Genomic DNA, 13,491 nt, shown 5'->3' on the forward strand with positions numbered 1-13,491 from the left:
TCTATCAGTCCATTACATAGCCATAGGAGCCGGTGAAGTCCTGTTTGGCAACTTCGCCGGCTGCGCCCGTTGTGGGCGTGCGTGCGTCGCGGGCGACCTTGCCATTGAGGAACAGGTCCTTCTCGGTCGGCGGACGCACCCGATCGGTCGGCAGGGCGAAGGCCTCGCCGCGGGTCGGTGTCACCAGATGGGCGGTGATGATGATCACCAGCTCGGATTGTTCGCGCCGGTAGTTGGCCGAGCGGAACAGCGCGCCGAGCACCGGCACGTCGCCGAGCCATGGCACCTGGCCGTTGACATCGAGGAAGTCGTCCTGCAGCAGGCCGGCGATGGCGAAGCTTTCGCCGTCTCGCATCTCGACCGTGGTCGAGGTCTCACGGCGGCGGAAGGCGTCGACGCTGAAGGCGTTGAACTCGATGCGGTTGTTCGGGTCGATCGAGCTGACCGCGGCCTCGAGCTCGAGGTTGATCAGGTCGCCATCCACCACGCGCGGGATGAAGTTGAGTTCGACGCCGAAGGGCTTGAACTCGATGGTGACGGTGCCGCCGTCCTGGGCCACCGGGATCGGGTATTCGCCACCGGCCAGGAACTTGGCCTCCTGACCCGACAGGGCAGTCAGGTTCGGTTCCGCCAGTGTGCGGACAACGCCTTTGCTTTCAAGGGCTTCCAGCAGAACACCAACCTCGACCGCGCCGGCGTTGAAGCCGAAGACCATGGCGCCGTTGTTATCGGAGACCGCGGGCACGTTGCCGGCCAGCGAGTTGTTGATGCTGGGCTGGTTGTTGGCGGTGTTGGTGCCGCCGTTCACGCCCAGGCCACCACCGAACATGTTGCCGTTCAGGGCCAGCGAGGTCGACAGAGATTTCGACACGGTGCGCTGCATCTCGGCGAAGCGGACCTTGAGCATCACCTGCTGCACGCCGCCGACGGCCATCAGGTTCGACACCCGGTCCGGCGCGTAGCGCTGGGCCAGATCAAGCGCGCGTTGCAGCCGTGCCGCGGACGAGACCGTGCCCGAGAGCACGATGCCGTCGTTGGCGGTGCGGACCTCGATCTTTTCGCCCGGCAGAATCTGCCGCAGGCGCTCTTTGAATTCGGAAATGTCGGGCGCGACCCGCACGTCGACATTGGTGATGAGCTGGCCGTTGGCGTCCAGCAGGGTGAGTGTGGTCATCCCCGGTGATTTGCCCAGAACATAAATCGTTCGATCGCTGAGCGACGAGATATCGGCAATCTGGGGATTGGCGATACTTAGCTCGGCGAAAGGCGTGTCGCTTTCCACGACCACCGCCCGGTTCATCGGCACACTCAGCGACGATGACGTACCGCGTTTGACCACGCGCAAATCTTCCGCATGTACCTGACCCGGAACGTGCGCAAATGCGAGTGAAAGACCCATTAGGGCCGCTGCAAGAATACTGCTCTTTTTCATTGTGACCTGCCTCTCCGATCACGCCTCGTTGTCGGGTCTTTTGCCCGGATTTTGGAGAACCATGAGGTATTTTCTCTTTTTTTGCAAGAATCAATACCTTCTGTTCGCCAGTTTATGTGGATAACCCGCAACAGCCTGTTACACGTAAGGCGGGAAAAAAGAAAAAAGGGGGCCGTCGCCCCCTTTCGGAACTGATGCAGGTCCGCGTTGTGGCGGGGTCAGTTGGTGCAGGGAATCGGGATCTCGACCACTTCCGCGCCACGACGGGTACGGATGGTGCAGACCTTCTCCTCTTCCTTGACTACCGGAGCCGGCGCTTCGACGCGGGCGATCCCGAGCAGGGTGTCCTGGTCGATCTCGATGTCCTCGGCGACGGTGTCGTCTTCCGTGCCCACCAGCGACAGCGACAGGCGGCCGGTGGATTGTGCCTGCGCCAGGCCCGCCACCTGACGCTGGTTTGCCGACACGGTGACGGTGCGGGCGATGGTGGCTTTGGCGTTGTCGACATCGGCCGACTGGTCGATGGCAACGATCGGCACGCCGGCCTCGATCAGCTTGGTGATTTCCCGCCGATTGCCATCGGCCGCGATAATGTCACCGGTCCAGTAGACGTCGACCCTGTGACCCGGACGCAGGAAACCTGACACGCCCGAGGTCACGTCGACCTTGATGGCGAAAGCGCGCATGCCCGGTTCCAGAAGCGAGGTGATCCCGGCGGTTTCACCCGGTTTGGTCACCTTGACCGCGCTGAGCGGTTCGTTCCTCTCGACGGCACGCAACATCACCCGCGGCTGACCGGGCACGAACAGGACTTCCTGCTTCTCGAAGGCGCCTTCGAGCTTGAGCGCGCGCGGCCACCTGGCGAGGCGCACGTCCTCGGGCTTGATTTCGTCGCCGTATTTCATCGGCTTGTTGGCGACATAGATCTCGATCGTGTCGATCCCGCCTTCGTTGGCGCGGCGGGCCAGCTCGCGTTCGTATGCGGAAAACTGGTTCTTGGCCATATATACGGCAAAGCCGGCCAAGCCGATCCCTACGATCAGAACAAGTCCAAAAACGGCTCGCATGGGTCTACCTTTCCTCAAGTTTTCCGGCCTTGAGGCCGGGCGCTGTTACGCTTGTGAATTCCTTCAAGGGATTACATCCAAATATGGCAGAAACAGGGAGGGGCTGTGTTTCTTCCCCGGCAATTCGCCTGTCGTCCGGTCATGCCGTGGGCCCTGCCCGGCGGTGTGACCGGGGCCCAGGTGCAGACGGATCGGCAAAGGAAAAGGGCCGCCCCAGCCGGGGGCGACCCTCTTTGCAATTCGGAACTGGTCCGGAATTACTGACCGACCTGGATGCCTTCCATGTAGGTCGCGGTGTTGTCGGTCAGGCCGGTTGCGCCTTCGCGGATCGACGAGTAAGCGGCAACGGCGAGGCCCACCACAGCAGCGGTCAGCACAACCCAGTCAACCGTAACGGCGCCGTCTTCGTCTTTGCGGAAGTTTTTGATGAATTTGATCATGGTTCGTCCCTCCAAAGGATCAGTTAGGTTTTACACCTTGGCAGCAACTTGGGAGGGCCGTGTGTCTCTCTCGGTGGCCCGTTGCCGTCTTGGTATGCAGCAATAAAGCCAGTGGATTCGGGCAGGAATTGGGCGCGAATTTAGCAATTCGGGTAAATTTCGTGGGCAGGCGGCAATATTCCATTAACGTATTGTTTTTTAATGGAAAAAAATCTTGAAAAACGGTAAACCCGGGGGCAGGGGCGAGCCGCGGCGTGGTAAATGTGGCATATCGCGCAGCAAAAATGCCAGCCAAACTGGCTTCGACTCGGTTTTTCTGCGATCAATTTCACAACAAAAACATGAGGCAGGACAGATCGCAGCCATGCGACGCAATATTTCAGGGATGGCCGTGGCCTTTTGCGGGCTGCTGTCCATATCCGCGGGCAATGTCGCGGCGAACGAACCGCAACCGTTTCCCGAATTCACCTTCAAGTCGGTAAAACCGCCAAAAAAGGGCAACAGCTCGAAACGGATCACCGTGGCGATCACGCCCGAAGATATGGCGCGGCAGAATCCCCGGCTGGCGAAAAAGCCCGAGCCTGACGCCGGCGGTGACGCCGAGGTGACGCCTGTGGCCGCGTCCCCGAGATCCGCCAGCGCGCGGTATGCCTGGTTCTGGGAGACGGTATCGCCGGCGCTGGAGCAGAGCGCGCCGGGGCGGCTCGATGCCGCGCTCAACCGAATCGCGACCCCGCCAGGCGGGCAGGCGGCGGTTTCGGCGCCGCGGTTGCAGGGATTGCAGGAGATCGCCAGGACGCGCGGCGCCGACATCCTGCGCGCCACCGTCGGCACCGAGGTGTCGCCGGCGCTGGTTCTGGCGGTGATCGCGGTCGAGTCGGCGGGCAAGGCTGATGCGGTCAGCGGCGCCGGAGCGCAGGGGCTGATGCAACTGATGCCGGCCACCGCCGAACGTTTCGGAGTGACCGATGCCAGCGTGCCGGCCGACAACATCAAGGGCGGGGTCGCCTTCCTGAACTTCCTGATGAAAGAGTTCGACAGCGATCCGATCCTGGTGCTGGCGGGCTACAATGCCGGTGAAAACGCGGTGAAGACGCACAAGGGCGTGCCGCCGTATGCCGAGACCCGGGATTACGTACCCAAGGTGCTGGCGGCCTTCGCCACCGCGCGGGGGCTGTGCCTGACACCACCGCAACTGGTGAGCGACGGCTGCGTGTTCAACGTCGATGTGAGCGGGAGCGGCTGATGGGGCCGAAGGAACCGCTGGTGCTGCGGCTGGCCGGGGGCTTTCTGCGCACCGATCCGGCCCTGGAGCGCCGCCTTGATGCGATCACCGGCGACGGCGTGCTGCGCGCCGACCTGCTGCCGGTGTCGTCCGAGGCGCTGGCGCGGATCGAAACCGCCCGGGCCGAGGGCCGCGAGGTGCGCCTGGCCAGCGGCGGCGAGACCGGCCTGGCCGGCGAACTGGCAGCGCATCACGGGCTCGACGGGGTAAGCGACCGCCCGGGCGAGGCGGTGCCGCAGCCCTGGGCGCTGCGTGATCTGGCCCGCGCGCTGCGGCCACATCAATGGGTCAAGAACGTGTTGCTGCTGTTGCCGTTGCTGGCGGCGCACAGTTTCACCTGGGCGGCCTTCGTGCAGGTCCTGCTGGGCATGGTGGCGTTTTCCGCCGCGGCCTCGTCGATCTACGTGGTCAACGATCTGCTGGACCTCGAGGCCGACCGGCTGCATCCGAAAAAATGCAAACGCCCCTTCGCCAGCGGCGCGGTGCCGATCCGGGTCGGCGTGGCGGCGTTTTTCCTGCTGGCGGCGGTCGCGCTGGGGGTGGGTGCCCTGCTGGGCGGGTTGTTCGTGGCCATTACCGTCTTCTATGTCGGGCTTTCGATTGTTTATTCCTTCCGCCTGAAACGGGCACGCTGGGTGGATATCGGGGCGCTCGCCGCGCTCTACACCGTGCGCGTGATCGCCGGTGCGGCAGCGGTGCATGTCGATACCTCGATCTATATGATCATCTTCGTCTTCCCGGTGTTCCTCACGCTCGGCGCAGTCAAGCGGCTGACCGAGCTGACCCTGGCCACCTCCGACGAGCGGCTGCCGGGGCGGGGCTATGGCAAGCCCGACCGCGGAGCGCTTCTCAACTTTGCGATGGCGGGGATGGCGGTGTCGCTGGTGATCTTCTTTCTCTACACCATGTCGGCACAGGCGCAGCGGCTCTATCCGGATCGCTGGTTTTTGTGGCTGGCGATCCTGCCGTTGGCCGGCTGGCTGTTCCGCATGGTGCGGCTGGGGTATTATGGCAAGCAGGATTACGACCCGATCGTCTTTGCCATGCGCGACAAGCGGGGGCTGGGGCTGATCATGATCACCCTGTCGCTGATGTGGTATGCCGCCGGGCTGTGGGCCAAGTGGCTGGGGTTCTGAGGCGGTGAGCGGGGCAGGGGGCGCTGCCCCCTCGGCCGGCGGCCTCACCCCCGGGATATTTCCGGTCAGATGAAGGGGCGGAACGGTCTGTTCTGCGTCAGATCGAGAGTTTCTTGAAGATCGGTTCCGGGATCGAGCGGATGATCAGCATGATGTACCGCCAGAAGAACGGCGTGTAGATCACGTTCTTCTTCCTTTCGACGGCCCGCAGGATGTCCTGCGCAACCTTCTCGGGCGGGGCCACGAGGAACATGCCCTCGATCCCCCAGGTCATCGCCGTGTCGACGAAACCGGGTTTCACCGTCACCACATGTGCGCCCGACCGGCCCAGCCGGTTGCGCAGCCCCGAGAGATAGGTGTGAAAGCCGGCCTTGGCGGCGCCGTAGACATAGTTGCCCACGCGCCCGCGGTCGCCCGCGACCGAGCCGATGCCCACGACTGTTCCACCGCCGCGCGCCTCGATCAAGGGCGCCATCATCTGCAGGAACCGCGCCGGACCGGTGAAGCTGTCGGTAACAGTGCCGTCGATCAGGGAGGGATCTTCGTCGATTGCCGATTGCTCGGGCATGGAGCCGACGAAGACCGCGGCATTGAGCATGCCCTCCTGTTCGGAAAGCTTTTCGATAAGCGGCGTGAATGTGGCGGGCTTGCGGGCGTCGAAGGCAACGGCCTGCGCCCAGGCGGCGCCGCGCGCGTCGCAGTCGGCGGCGAGGCGTTTCATGTCTTCGGTGTCGCGGCCCGCCAGCAACAGTGCGTGGCCCTGCTCGGCCAGCGCCCGCGACAATGCGCGGGCCATCGACGAGGTGGCACCGAGGATGATCCAGGTCTCGGTTGTCGTATGTCCGGGCATGTCAGGTGCTCCTCAGGTCCAGGCGTCGGATCAGATCGGTTTCCAGCAGCCTCTCGGGATCGGCCTTGTCGGCCTCGGCCTGCCACTTGGTCCAGTCGGGATACATCGCCTTGATCGTGGCCCCGTCGGCCAGCGAATCCTTGGCGAGATAGATCCGTCCGCCGGCCTGCGCCGTTTGTTCGCCAAGCGACCGGATCAGGCCTTGGGCCCTGGCCCGGTTGGGGAAGTCGACGGCCAGGGTGTAGCCCTCCATCGGGAAGGACAGGAAGCCGGCGGATTGCGAGCCCAGCCGCTTGAGCACGGCGAGCGGCGAGGCGAGGCCGGAGCGGGCGACGCTGTCGATCATGCCGCGCAACGTTTCGACGGCGTCGGTCGGCACCACGCACTGGAACTGGTGGAAGCCGTGTTTGCCGTAGAGGCGGTTCCAATTCAGCACCCGGTCGAGCGGGAAGAAGAAATCGGACATCGTACGGAGGCGGGTGCGGCCTTCTTCAGGGATGCGGTTGTAGTAACGGGCGTTGAAGGCCTTCACGACCGGTTTCGACAGCGCAAACCGCGGGGCATCGGCCGGGACCGTCTTGGCCTTGCCGTCCCGGGGCGGCAGATCGCCCGAGTGTTCGCCTTCCTCGACGATGCCACGGCCGAGCGCGTCCCCCTTGGCGGTGGCGTCGATCCAGCCGACGGTATAGGGCGCGTCCGAGGCATCGAGCAGAGCGAGATGTTCGTCAAGATCACCGGCGCGGCTTTCGCGCACTTTCATCGCCAGGCCCGGGATCGGCGTCATCTGCAGCCTGGCCGAGACGATCAGCCCGGTCTGCCCCAGCCCGCCCAGCGTGGCCTTGAACAGCATGGCGTTTTTCTCGGGCGTAATGGTTTTGGCTTTGCCCTGATGAATGAGGCGGATTGCCTTGACGTGGTTGCCGAAGGCGCCGTCGCGGTGATGGTTCTTGCCGTGCACGTCCATGCCGATGGCGCCGCCGACCGTGGCGAAGCCGGTGCCGGGCATGACCGTGGGAATCCAGCCCTGCGGTGCGAAGATGCGGGCAAGCTCACCGACGGCGACGCCGGCCTCGGCCTCGACCTCGCCGGATTCGGGGTCGAAGGACAGGATCCGGTCGAGCCGGGTCATGTCGATGGCGCGGCCATCGGAATTCAGGCAGGCATCGCCATAGGAGCGGCGGGCGCCGAAGGCGGGGGTCGGGGGCAGACCCTTGAGCGCCGAGATGCGTTCGGGGCGGGCGAGGTCTCCGTCGGCGCTGAGCGCCCGGCCCCAGCCGGAGTAGGTGTCGGATTTCCAGCGCATCACGGCGCTCCTTGTGAGTCTGTTCGAGTCGATTTCGCTTCGGCATGTGGTAACACCGTCAAGCCGATGATGATGGCGAACCACAGGGTGGTGACGCGGATCACCGCGGTGGCGGGGACGGCGATCTCAGGGCTGACCCCGTCCATATAGAGCAACGCCACCATGGCCGCCTCGGCCCCGCCGACACCGCCGGGGGCGCCGGTGAGCCCGCCGGCCAGGGTGGCGAAGACGAAGATCATGGTGGCGGTCCAGAACCCCAGATCGGCTCCGAACCAGCCCAGCAGCAGGTGGAAGGCATAGCCTTCGGCCAGCCAGCCGACGAAGCCGAGCGCAGCGGCGAACCCCAGGGTCTGCGGATGCGAGAAGGCGCGCAGGGACCGCGCGGCGCGGCGGATGCGGGTCATCAGCCGGGGCAACCGACCGGTGCGGCGATAGAACTGGGTGGCGAGCCCGGCCAGTAGTGCAGGGCGGGTGACGATCACCGCTGCCGTGAGGGCTAAAACCGCGACCGGCAGGGCCAGCGCGATGCCGCCTGCGGCCAGCGCCAGCGACAGCCCGAGGATCAGACCCATTGCGGCGAGGTCGGAGGCGCGGTCGATCAGCACCAGCGGCGCGGTGCGCTCGAAAGCCCAGCCGGTTTCACGGGCGATCCAGCGCATGCGGATCAGTTCGCCGACCCGGCCCGGCGTGACCGACATGGCGAAACCACCGAGGAAATGGCGCAGGTTGGCCGGGAAATCGAGCGGCAGACCGAGACGGGTGGCGAAGATATGCCAGCGGAGTCCGCGGAAGAGATAGTTGACGAGGCTGAGCCCCAGCAGCAGCGCGATCTGCACCGGTCCCAGCTTTGTCAACTGCGCCAGCGTTTCCTCCCAGCCGGTGGCGGCGGCGAGGCTGACCAGCCCGCCGATCACCAGCGCAAACAACCCGCCCAGCAGGGCAAGATCACGCAGGCGGCGCGGGGAGGTGGGCCGTGTGTCGGTGCTGCTCATGGTCATTGCCGTCTCTCTAGAGACAGATTGGGGCAAGAATATGGATTTGTTGCGAGTTCGGAAACAAAAATTCCCGCCCATGGTATCGCCTGCCGGGAGGTTGCGGTGGACGGTGGCAGGCGCGATGTGACGTTGGGGCAAATTCACCCCTGGCATGTGTTTTCGTGCTAAGATCACAAGGCAGCCGCTGGGGGGAGGACCCAGCCGGCCGCGAACCCAAACCAAAGAACGCGGGCCGGCCGACACTGGTCAACACCCGCAAAAGGGAGGAAAACATGACCAAAATGTTCCGCGCGGGCCTGGCCTGCCTTTTTGCCTTTTCCGGTCACATGGCCCTGGCCCAGGACTGCGCCCACTCGAAATGGGGGGCGGAGGACCAGCTGGGCTCGGCCAACCTGGTGACACCGGAGCGCACGATGGCGGCGCTCAAGCTCGTCAAACAGGGCAAGTCGGTGCCGCTGGGTATCGTGATCGATGCCACGACCCCGGCCTTCCCGCCGCGGTCGCTCAATCTTCAGGTGGTGCAGCCCAACCAGCAGGGCGGGCAGAAGCTGACGCAGTTCGGTTATCCGGGCAATTACAATGACGATATCCTGCAGACCTGGGTGGGCATCGGCAGCCAAATCGACGGGCTCGGCCATCTGGGCGAAGCCGGCTATTACTACAACTGCAACGATGAGAAGGAGATCTCGGCCATCACCGGGCTGACCAAGCTGGGCGTGCATGACATCCCGCCGCTGGTCGGACGGGCGGTGATCCTCGACATGGCCAAGCACGCCGGCAAGACGTACCTGGAGGCCGGCGAGCATTTTGGCGAGGCCGAGGTCAAGGCCGCGGCCGAGGCGCAGGGCGTGACCATCGGCGAGGGCGACATCGTGCTGTTTCACACCGGCTGGACCGAGAACATGCTGGAAGCGGAGCCCACCGCATGGGTCTCGGGCGAGCCGGGGATCAACGTCAGCGGCTCGCGCTATCTCGCGTCGCTCGGCGTGATGGCCGTGGGCGCCGACACCTGGGGGATCGAGCCGGTGCCGCCGGCGCCGGGGGACGGGGCTTTCTATGGCCACGTGGTGCTGCTGAAAGAGAACGGCATCTACATCCTCGAGACGATGAACACCGGGCCGGTCCTGCGCGACGGGGTCAACGAATTCATGTTCGTCCTCGGCCAGGCCCGCATCCGCGGCACGGTGCAGATGATCATCAATCCGGTGGCGCTCTACTGAGTGCTGCAGCCGGTTTGCAGAACAGAAAAGGGCGCCTTGCAGGGCGCCCTTTGTCGTCGGGACAGGTCTGGTCAGCCGTCCTTGTCCTCGATTTCCCGGGCGATCCGGCGCAGTGCTGCGGCGTTTAGTTCGGCCGCCTCGAGATCGATCATCGCCCGGGCGATCTGGACCACCAGCGTGGCCTGAGTGCTGGCCGCGTCGCGCCCGAAGGTGTCGAGCACCATACGCTTGGCGCGGTGGACATATTCGGCCGTGCGGGATTCGATCAGGTCGGCGCGTTTCTTGAGGGCGTCTTCGCGGTCCATCCTGGGCTCCCTGCGCTTCGCATCGGGGCCGGGCTGCCTGTGGGGTCGCACGCCCGCGCCGATTGGTTGCAGACAGGTGTGACGCCCGGTTGCGGCGAAGTCAACAATCACGCCGGTCGCAGCGCGTATTTCGCCCGGTGGCGGTTCAGATCAGCCGCACCTGGGTGCCGGTCGGAGCCAACTCGAAAAGCTCAGCGATGTTCTCGTTGAAAAGCCCGATGCAGCCATCCGAGCTGCGCCGCCCGATCTTGCGGGTGTCATGGGTGCCGTGGATGATGTAAGCGGGCCATCCGAGATACATCGCGTGGGTGCCGAGCGGGTTGTCGGGCCCTGGCGGGATCGCTTTCCAGTCGGGAAAACGTTGCAACTGCGACGGCGTGGGGGTCCAGCTGGGTCCGACCTTCTTGCGCACGATCTCGGTATAGCCGCGCTTGGTCAGTTCGTCGGTCTTGGGCACCGAGGTCGGAAAGATGCGATAGGTGCTGCCGTCGCCCGACCAGAAGTGCAGGGCCCGCGACGTGGTGTCGGCGACAATTGTGGCAACCCCCAACGTGTCGAAATGGTCGCGCCAGTCCTGGGTGGTGAAGCTGGAGATATTGTGGCGGGTGACCTCGACGGCGGGGTCGGGTTCGGTGACCTGCTCGGCACGGGCGGCGGCCGGCAGGACGAGCGTGGCGCCGGCGCCGGCCAGAAGGCCGCGGCGGGAGAGGGTCGTCTGTGTCATGGCGTGAGTATCCTGAGCCTGCAAGGATTTGCGGGCAAGCTGCCGCGCGGCACAGGGAAAGGCCAATCACATATGCTTGAAAGCGGATGTGATCGGCGGGCCGCTGCTTGCGGCCCTGGTTCAGCCCGACTTGCGCCTGCGGCCACCCTTGCCCTTCTTCTCGCGCTCGACGATCAGTTCGACGGCCATTTCCATGGTAACGTCTTCGGGCTTCACGTCTTTCGGGATTGTGGCGTTGACCTTGTCCCATTTCACGTAAGGCCCATAGCGGCCATCCATCACGTTGACCGGCCCGCCGCGCTCGGGATGATCGCCCAGGGTTTTGAGCGGTTTGGCGGCAGCGCCGCGGCCGCGGCCGCCCGGATTGGCGCGCTTTTCGGCCAGGATTTCGACGGCTCGGTTCATTCCGATCTCGAACACGTCGGTGGGGTCCTTGAGATTGGCGTAGACCGGTTTGGCCTCGTCGGGCAACTGGTGCATCACGTAAGGCCCGAAGCGCCCGAAATTAGCCGAGATCGTGCCGCCATCGGGGTGTTCGCCAACCTCGCGCGGCAGTTCCAGAAGGCGCAGTGCCTTTTCAAGATCCATGTCGTCCTTCGACCAACCCTTGGGCAGACTGGCACGTGGCGGCTTCTTGTTCTCCGGCGTGGCTTCGCCGCGCTGGACATACGGTCCGAACCGGCCCGACTTGAGCCAGATTTCGTCGCCGGCATCTTCGCCCAGCAGACGCTCGTCGCCCTCGGCGCCCTCTCCGGCGATGGGGCGAGTATAGGTGCATTCGGGGTAGTTGCCGCAGCCGACGAAGCCGCCGGTGCGCGAGGTCTTGAGATGCAGCCTGCCGGTGCCGCATTTCGGGCAGATCCGCGGATCGGAACCATCGGGGCGCGGCGGGTAGAGCTGATCGGCCAGCGCCTCGTCGAGCAAGCTGAGGACCTCGGTGATCCTGAGTTCCGAGGTTTCGGCAATGGCGGCCGAGAAATCTTTCCAGAAGCGCGACAGCACGTTCTTGTAGTCGCGGTTGCCGGCCGAGACATCGTCGAGCTCTTCCTCGAGATGGGCGGTGAATTCATAGCCCACGTATTTGCGGAAGAAGTTCAGCAGGAAGATGGTGACGATCCGGCCCTTGTCCTCGGGGATCAGTCGGCCCTTGTCCTTGCGGACGTATTCGCGCTCCTGGATCGTGGTGACGATCGAGGCATAGGTCGACGGGCGGCCGATGCCCAGCTCTTCCATCCGTTTGACCAGCGTTGCCTCGGTGTAGCGCGGCGGTGGCTGGGTGAAATGTTGTTCCGGTGTGATCTGCTTCTTGCCGGCGGCTTCACCCTGCATGATTTGTGGCAGGCGCTTGTCGTCCTCGTCGACGACCTGGTCGTCGCGGCCTTCTTCATAGACGGCGAGGAAGCCGTCGAACAGCACCACCTGGCCGGTGGCACGCAGGCCGACCTGGCCGTCGGCGCTGGCCACGTCGACGGTGGTGCGCTCCAGCCGCGCGCTTTCCATCTGACAGGCCAGCGTGCGCTTCCAGATCAGGTCGTAAAGCTTGCGCTGATCGGCGTCCTTGAGCTTGAGCGCGGCTGCGTCGGCCTCCATGTCGGTGGGACGGATGCATTCATGCGCTTCCTGCGCGTTCTTGGCCTTGTTCTTGTAGATCCGCGGGCCGCCGGGCACGTATTCGGGGCCATAGCGTTTTTCGATCGCGGCGCGGGCAGCCTGAACCGCCTCGGGCGCCATGTCGATGCCGTCGGTGCGCATATAGGTGATGTGGCCGGCCTCATAGAGGCGCTGGGCCGCCGACATGGTCTGGCGCGCGCCCATGCCGAACTTGCGGCTGGCCTCCTGTTGCAGCGTCGAGGTCATGAACGGCGGGCTGGGGTTGCGCGCGGCCGGCTTGGCCTCGACCGAGGTGACCGTCAGGTCGCGGCTTTCGATCGCCTGCACCGCCAGTTCGGCCTGGGTCGCGTTTTCGATGTCGTAGCGGTCGAGCTTCTTGCCGGCGAGCACGGTGAGGCGGGCTTCGTACTCCTGGCTGCGGGGGGTGCCAAGGATCGCCTTGACGCTCCAGTATTCGCGAGGCGTGAAGGCCTCGATCTCCATCTCGCGTTCGACGATGAGTCGCAGGCAGACCGACTGCACCCGGCCGGCCGATCGGGCGCCGGGCAATTTGCGCCACAACACCGGGCTGAGGTTGAACCCCACCAGATAGTCGAGCGCCCGGCGGGCGAGATAGGCATCGACCAGCGGCTGGTCGATATCGCGCGGGTTCTTCATTGCCTCGGTGACAGCGGATTTGGTGATGGCGTTGAAGACGACCCGGCTGACATGGCTGTCCTTCTTGAGCGCCCGGCGCTTCCTGAGCGCCTCTTCCAGGTGCCACGAGATCGCCTCGCCTTCGCGGTCGGGGTCGGTGGCGAGAATCAGATCGGGGTCATTTTTCAACGCGTCGGCGATGGCCTTGACGTGTCGGCGCGAGTCGGCGGCCACTTCCCAGGTCATGGCAAACTCGTGCTCGGGATCGACCGAGCCATCCTTCGGCGGCAGGTCGCGCACATGGCCATAGGAGGCGAGCACCGTGTAATCCTTGCCAAGGTACTTGTTGATGGTTTTTGCCTTGGCAGGGGATTCGACAACAACAACTGGCATGAAATTCCTTCCGACTCGAGCCTCGCCTTATGGCGGCGGAACATGGGTTGGGACAAGGGGGATTGTCAATGCGCTGTCAAATATCCAATGCTTG

12 protein-coding genes are annotated in these 13,491 nt (G+C 64.6%); 3 read left to right on the forward strand and 9 right to left on the reverse strand.

The window, feature by feature from the left end:
* Positions 1-4: 4 nt before the first annotated feature.
* The 3 genes from NO357_RS19105 to NO357_RS19115 all read right to left on the reverse strand — a co-directional run bounded on the left by NO357_RS19105 (position 5) and on the right by NO357_RS19115 (position 2,939).
* Entirely contained in the window at positions 5-1,432 is a 1,428-nt protein-coding gene (locus NO357_RS19105; protein ID WP_306737344.1) for a type II and III secretion system protein family protein, read from the reverse strand.
* A 218-nt stretch (positions 1,433-1,650) separates the two neighbouring features.
* Entirely contained in the window at positions 1,651-2,499 is an 849-nt protein-coding gene (cpaB, locus tag NO357_RS19110) for a Flp pilus assembly protein CpaB (protein WP_306737345.1), read from the reverse strand.
* Positions 2,500-2,756: 257 nt separating this feature from the next.
* Positions 2,757-2,939, reverse strand: coding sequence for a hypothetical protein (locus NO357_RS19115; protein WP_306737346.1), 183 nt, complete (start codon positions 2,937-2,939; stop codon positions 2,757-2,759).
* A 364-nt stretch (positions 2,940-3,303) separates the two neighbouring features.
* Here NO357_RS19115 and NO357_RS19120 point away from each other — a divergent pair, with 364 nt between their 5' ends.
* Together NO357_RS19120 and NO357_RS19125 are read left to right on the forward strand one after the other, a co-directional pair.
* Complete coding sequence (locus tag NO357_RS19120; protein ID WP_376744404.1) at positions 3,304-4,185, forward strand: lytic transglycosylase domain-containing protein; 882 nt, start codon at positions 3,304-3,306, stop codon at positions 4,183-4,185.
* Positions 4,185-5,360 (forward strand): UbiA family prenyltransferase, encoded by a 1,176-nt coding sequence (locus NO357_RS19125; protein ID WP_306737347.1) that lies wholly within the window; start codon positions 4,185-4,187, stop codon positions 5,358-5,360. Before NO357_RS19120 ends, NO357_RS19125 begins: the two co-directional genes overlap by 1 nt.
* Before the next feature lie 97 nt (positions 5,361-5,457).
* Here NO357_RS19125 and NO357_RS19130 read toward each other — a convergent pair whose 3' ends face one another.
* Genes NO357_RS19130 through NO357_RS19140 form a run of 3 tightly spaced genes read right to left on the reverse strand, consistent with a single transcriptional unit; the run spans position 5,458 to position 8,511 of the window.
* Complete coding sequence (locus NO357_RS19130; RefSeq protein WP_306737348.1) at positions 5,458-6,210, reverse strand: SDR family oxidoreductase; 753 nt, start codon at positions 6,208-6,210, stop codon at positions 5,458-5,460.
* Position 6,211: 1 nt separating this feature from the next.
* Positions 6,212-7,513 carry an FAD-binding oxidoreductase gene (locus tag NO357_RS19135; RefSeq protein ID WP_306737349.1) on the reverse strand — a complete coding sequence of 434 codons (1,302 nt, stop codon included), beginning with the start codon at positions 7,511-7,513 and terminating at the stop codon, positions 6,212-6,214.
* On the reverse strand, positions 7,513-8,511 hold the full coding sequence (locus tag NO357_RS19140) for a lysylphosphatidylglycerol synthase transmembrane domain-containing protein (RefSeq protein WP_306737350.1): 999 nt from the start codon (positions 8,509-8,511) through the stop codon (positions 7,513-7,515). Before NO357_RS19140 ends, NO357_RS19135 begins: the two co-directional genes overlap by 1 nt.
* 269 nt (positions 8,512-8,780) lie before the next feature.
* Here NO357_RS19140 and NO357_RS19145 point away from each other — a divergent pair, with 269 nt between their 5' ends.
* Positions 8,781-9,728, forward strand: coding sequence for a cyclase family protein (locus tag NO357_RS19145; RefSeq protein WP_306737351.1), 948 nt, complete (start codon positions 8,781-8,783; stop codon positions 9,726-9,728).
* A 71-nt stretch (positions 9,729-9,799) separates the two neighbouring features.
* Here the strand turns inward: NO357_RS19145 and NO357_RS19150 are convergent, their stop codons facing one another.
* The 3 genes from NO357_RS19150 to topA all read right to left on the reverse strand — a co-directional run bounded on the left by NO357_RS19150 (position 9,800) and on the right by topA (position 13,397).
* Positions 9,800-10,033, reverse strand: coding sequence for a hypothetical protein (locus tag NO357_RS19150; protein WP_306737352.1), 234 nt, complete (start codon positions 10,031-10,033; stop codon positions 9,800-9,802).
* 145 nt (positions 10,034-10,178) lie between these two features.
* Positions 10,179-10,757 carry a L,D-transpeptidase gene (locus tag NO357_RS19155; RefSeq protein ID WP_306737353.1) on the reverse strand — a complete coding sequence of 193 codons (579 nt, stop codon included), beginning with the start codon at positions 10,755-10,757 and terminating at the stop codon, positions 10,179-10,181.
* 120 nt (positions 10,758-10,877) lie between these two features.
* Positions 10,878-13,397: a type I DNA topoisomerase gene (gene topA, locus NO357_RS19160; RefSeq protein ID WP_306737354.1), complete on the reverse strand. Its 2,520-nt coding sequence runs from the start codon at positions 13,395-13,397 to the stop codon at positions 10,878-10,880.
* Between the last annotated feature and the right edge of the window lie 94 nt (positions 13,398-13,491).

The sequence above is a fragment of the Marimonas arenosa genome (assembly GCF_030848945.1).
GTDB lineage: Bacteria > Pseudomonadota > Alphaproteobacteria > Rhodobacterales > Rhodobacteraceae > Marimonas > Marimonas arenosa.

What these genes read in the sequence shown, in the direction of transcription:
- NO357_RS19105 (WP_306737344.1), bottom strand. Translation starts at nt 1,432, where the DNA reads ATGAAAAAGAGCAGTATTCTTGCAGCGGCCCTAATGGGTCTTTCACTC.
- cpaB (WP_306737345.1), bottom strand. Translation starts at nt 2,499, where the DNA reads ATGCGAGCCGTTTTTGGACTTGTTCTGATCGTAGGGATCGGCTTGGCC.
- NO357_RS19115 (WP_306737346.1), bottom strand. Translation starts at nt 2,939, where the DNA reads ATGATCAAATTCATCAAAAACTTCCGCAAAGACGAAGACGGCGCCGTT.
- NO357_RS19120 (WP_376744404.1), top strand. Translation starts at nt 3,304, where the DNA reads ATGCGACGCAATATTTCAGGGATGGCCGTGGCCTTTTGCGGGCTGCTG.
- NO357_RS19125 (WP_306737347.1), top strand. Translation starts at nt 4,185, where the DNA reads ATGGGGCCGAAGGAACCGCTGGTGCTGCGGCTGGCCGGGGGCTTTCTG.
- NO357_RS19130 (WP_306737348.1), bottom strand. Translation starts at nt 6,210, where the DNA reads ATGCCCGGACATACGACAACCGAGACCTGGATCATCCTCGGTGCCACC.
- NO357_RS19135 (WP_306737349.1), bottom strand. Translation starts at nt 7,513, where the DNA reads ATGCGCTGGAAATCCGACACCTACTCCGGCTGGGGCCGGGCGCTCAGC.
- NO357_RS19140 (WP_306737350.1), bottom strand. Translation starts at nt 8,511, where the DNA reads ATGACCATGAGCAGCACCGACACACGGCCCACCTCCCCGCGCCGCCTG.
- NO357_RS19145 (WP_306737351.1), top strand. Translation starts at nt 8,781, where the DNA reads ATGACCAAAATGTTCCGCGCGGGCCTGGCCTGCCTTTTTGCCTTTTCC.
- NO357_RS19150 (WP_306737352.1), bottom strand. Translation starts at nt 10,033, where the DNA reads ATGGACCGCGAAGACGCCCTCAAGAAACGCGCCGACCTGATCGAATCC.
- NO357_RS19155 (WP_306737353.1), bottom strand. Translation starts at nt 10,757, where the DNA reads ATGACACAGACGACCCTCTCCCGCCGCGGCCTTCTGGCCGGCGCCGGC.
- topA (WP_306737354.1), bottom strand. Translation starts at nt 13,397, where the DNA reads ATGCCAGTTGTTGTTGTCGAATCCCCTGCCAAGGCAAAAACCATCAAC.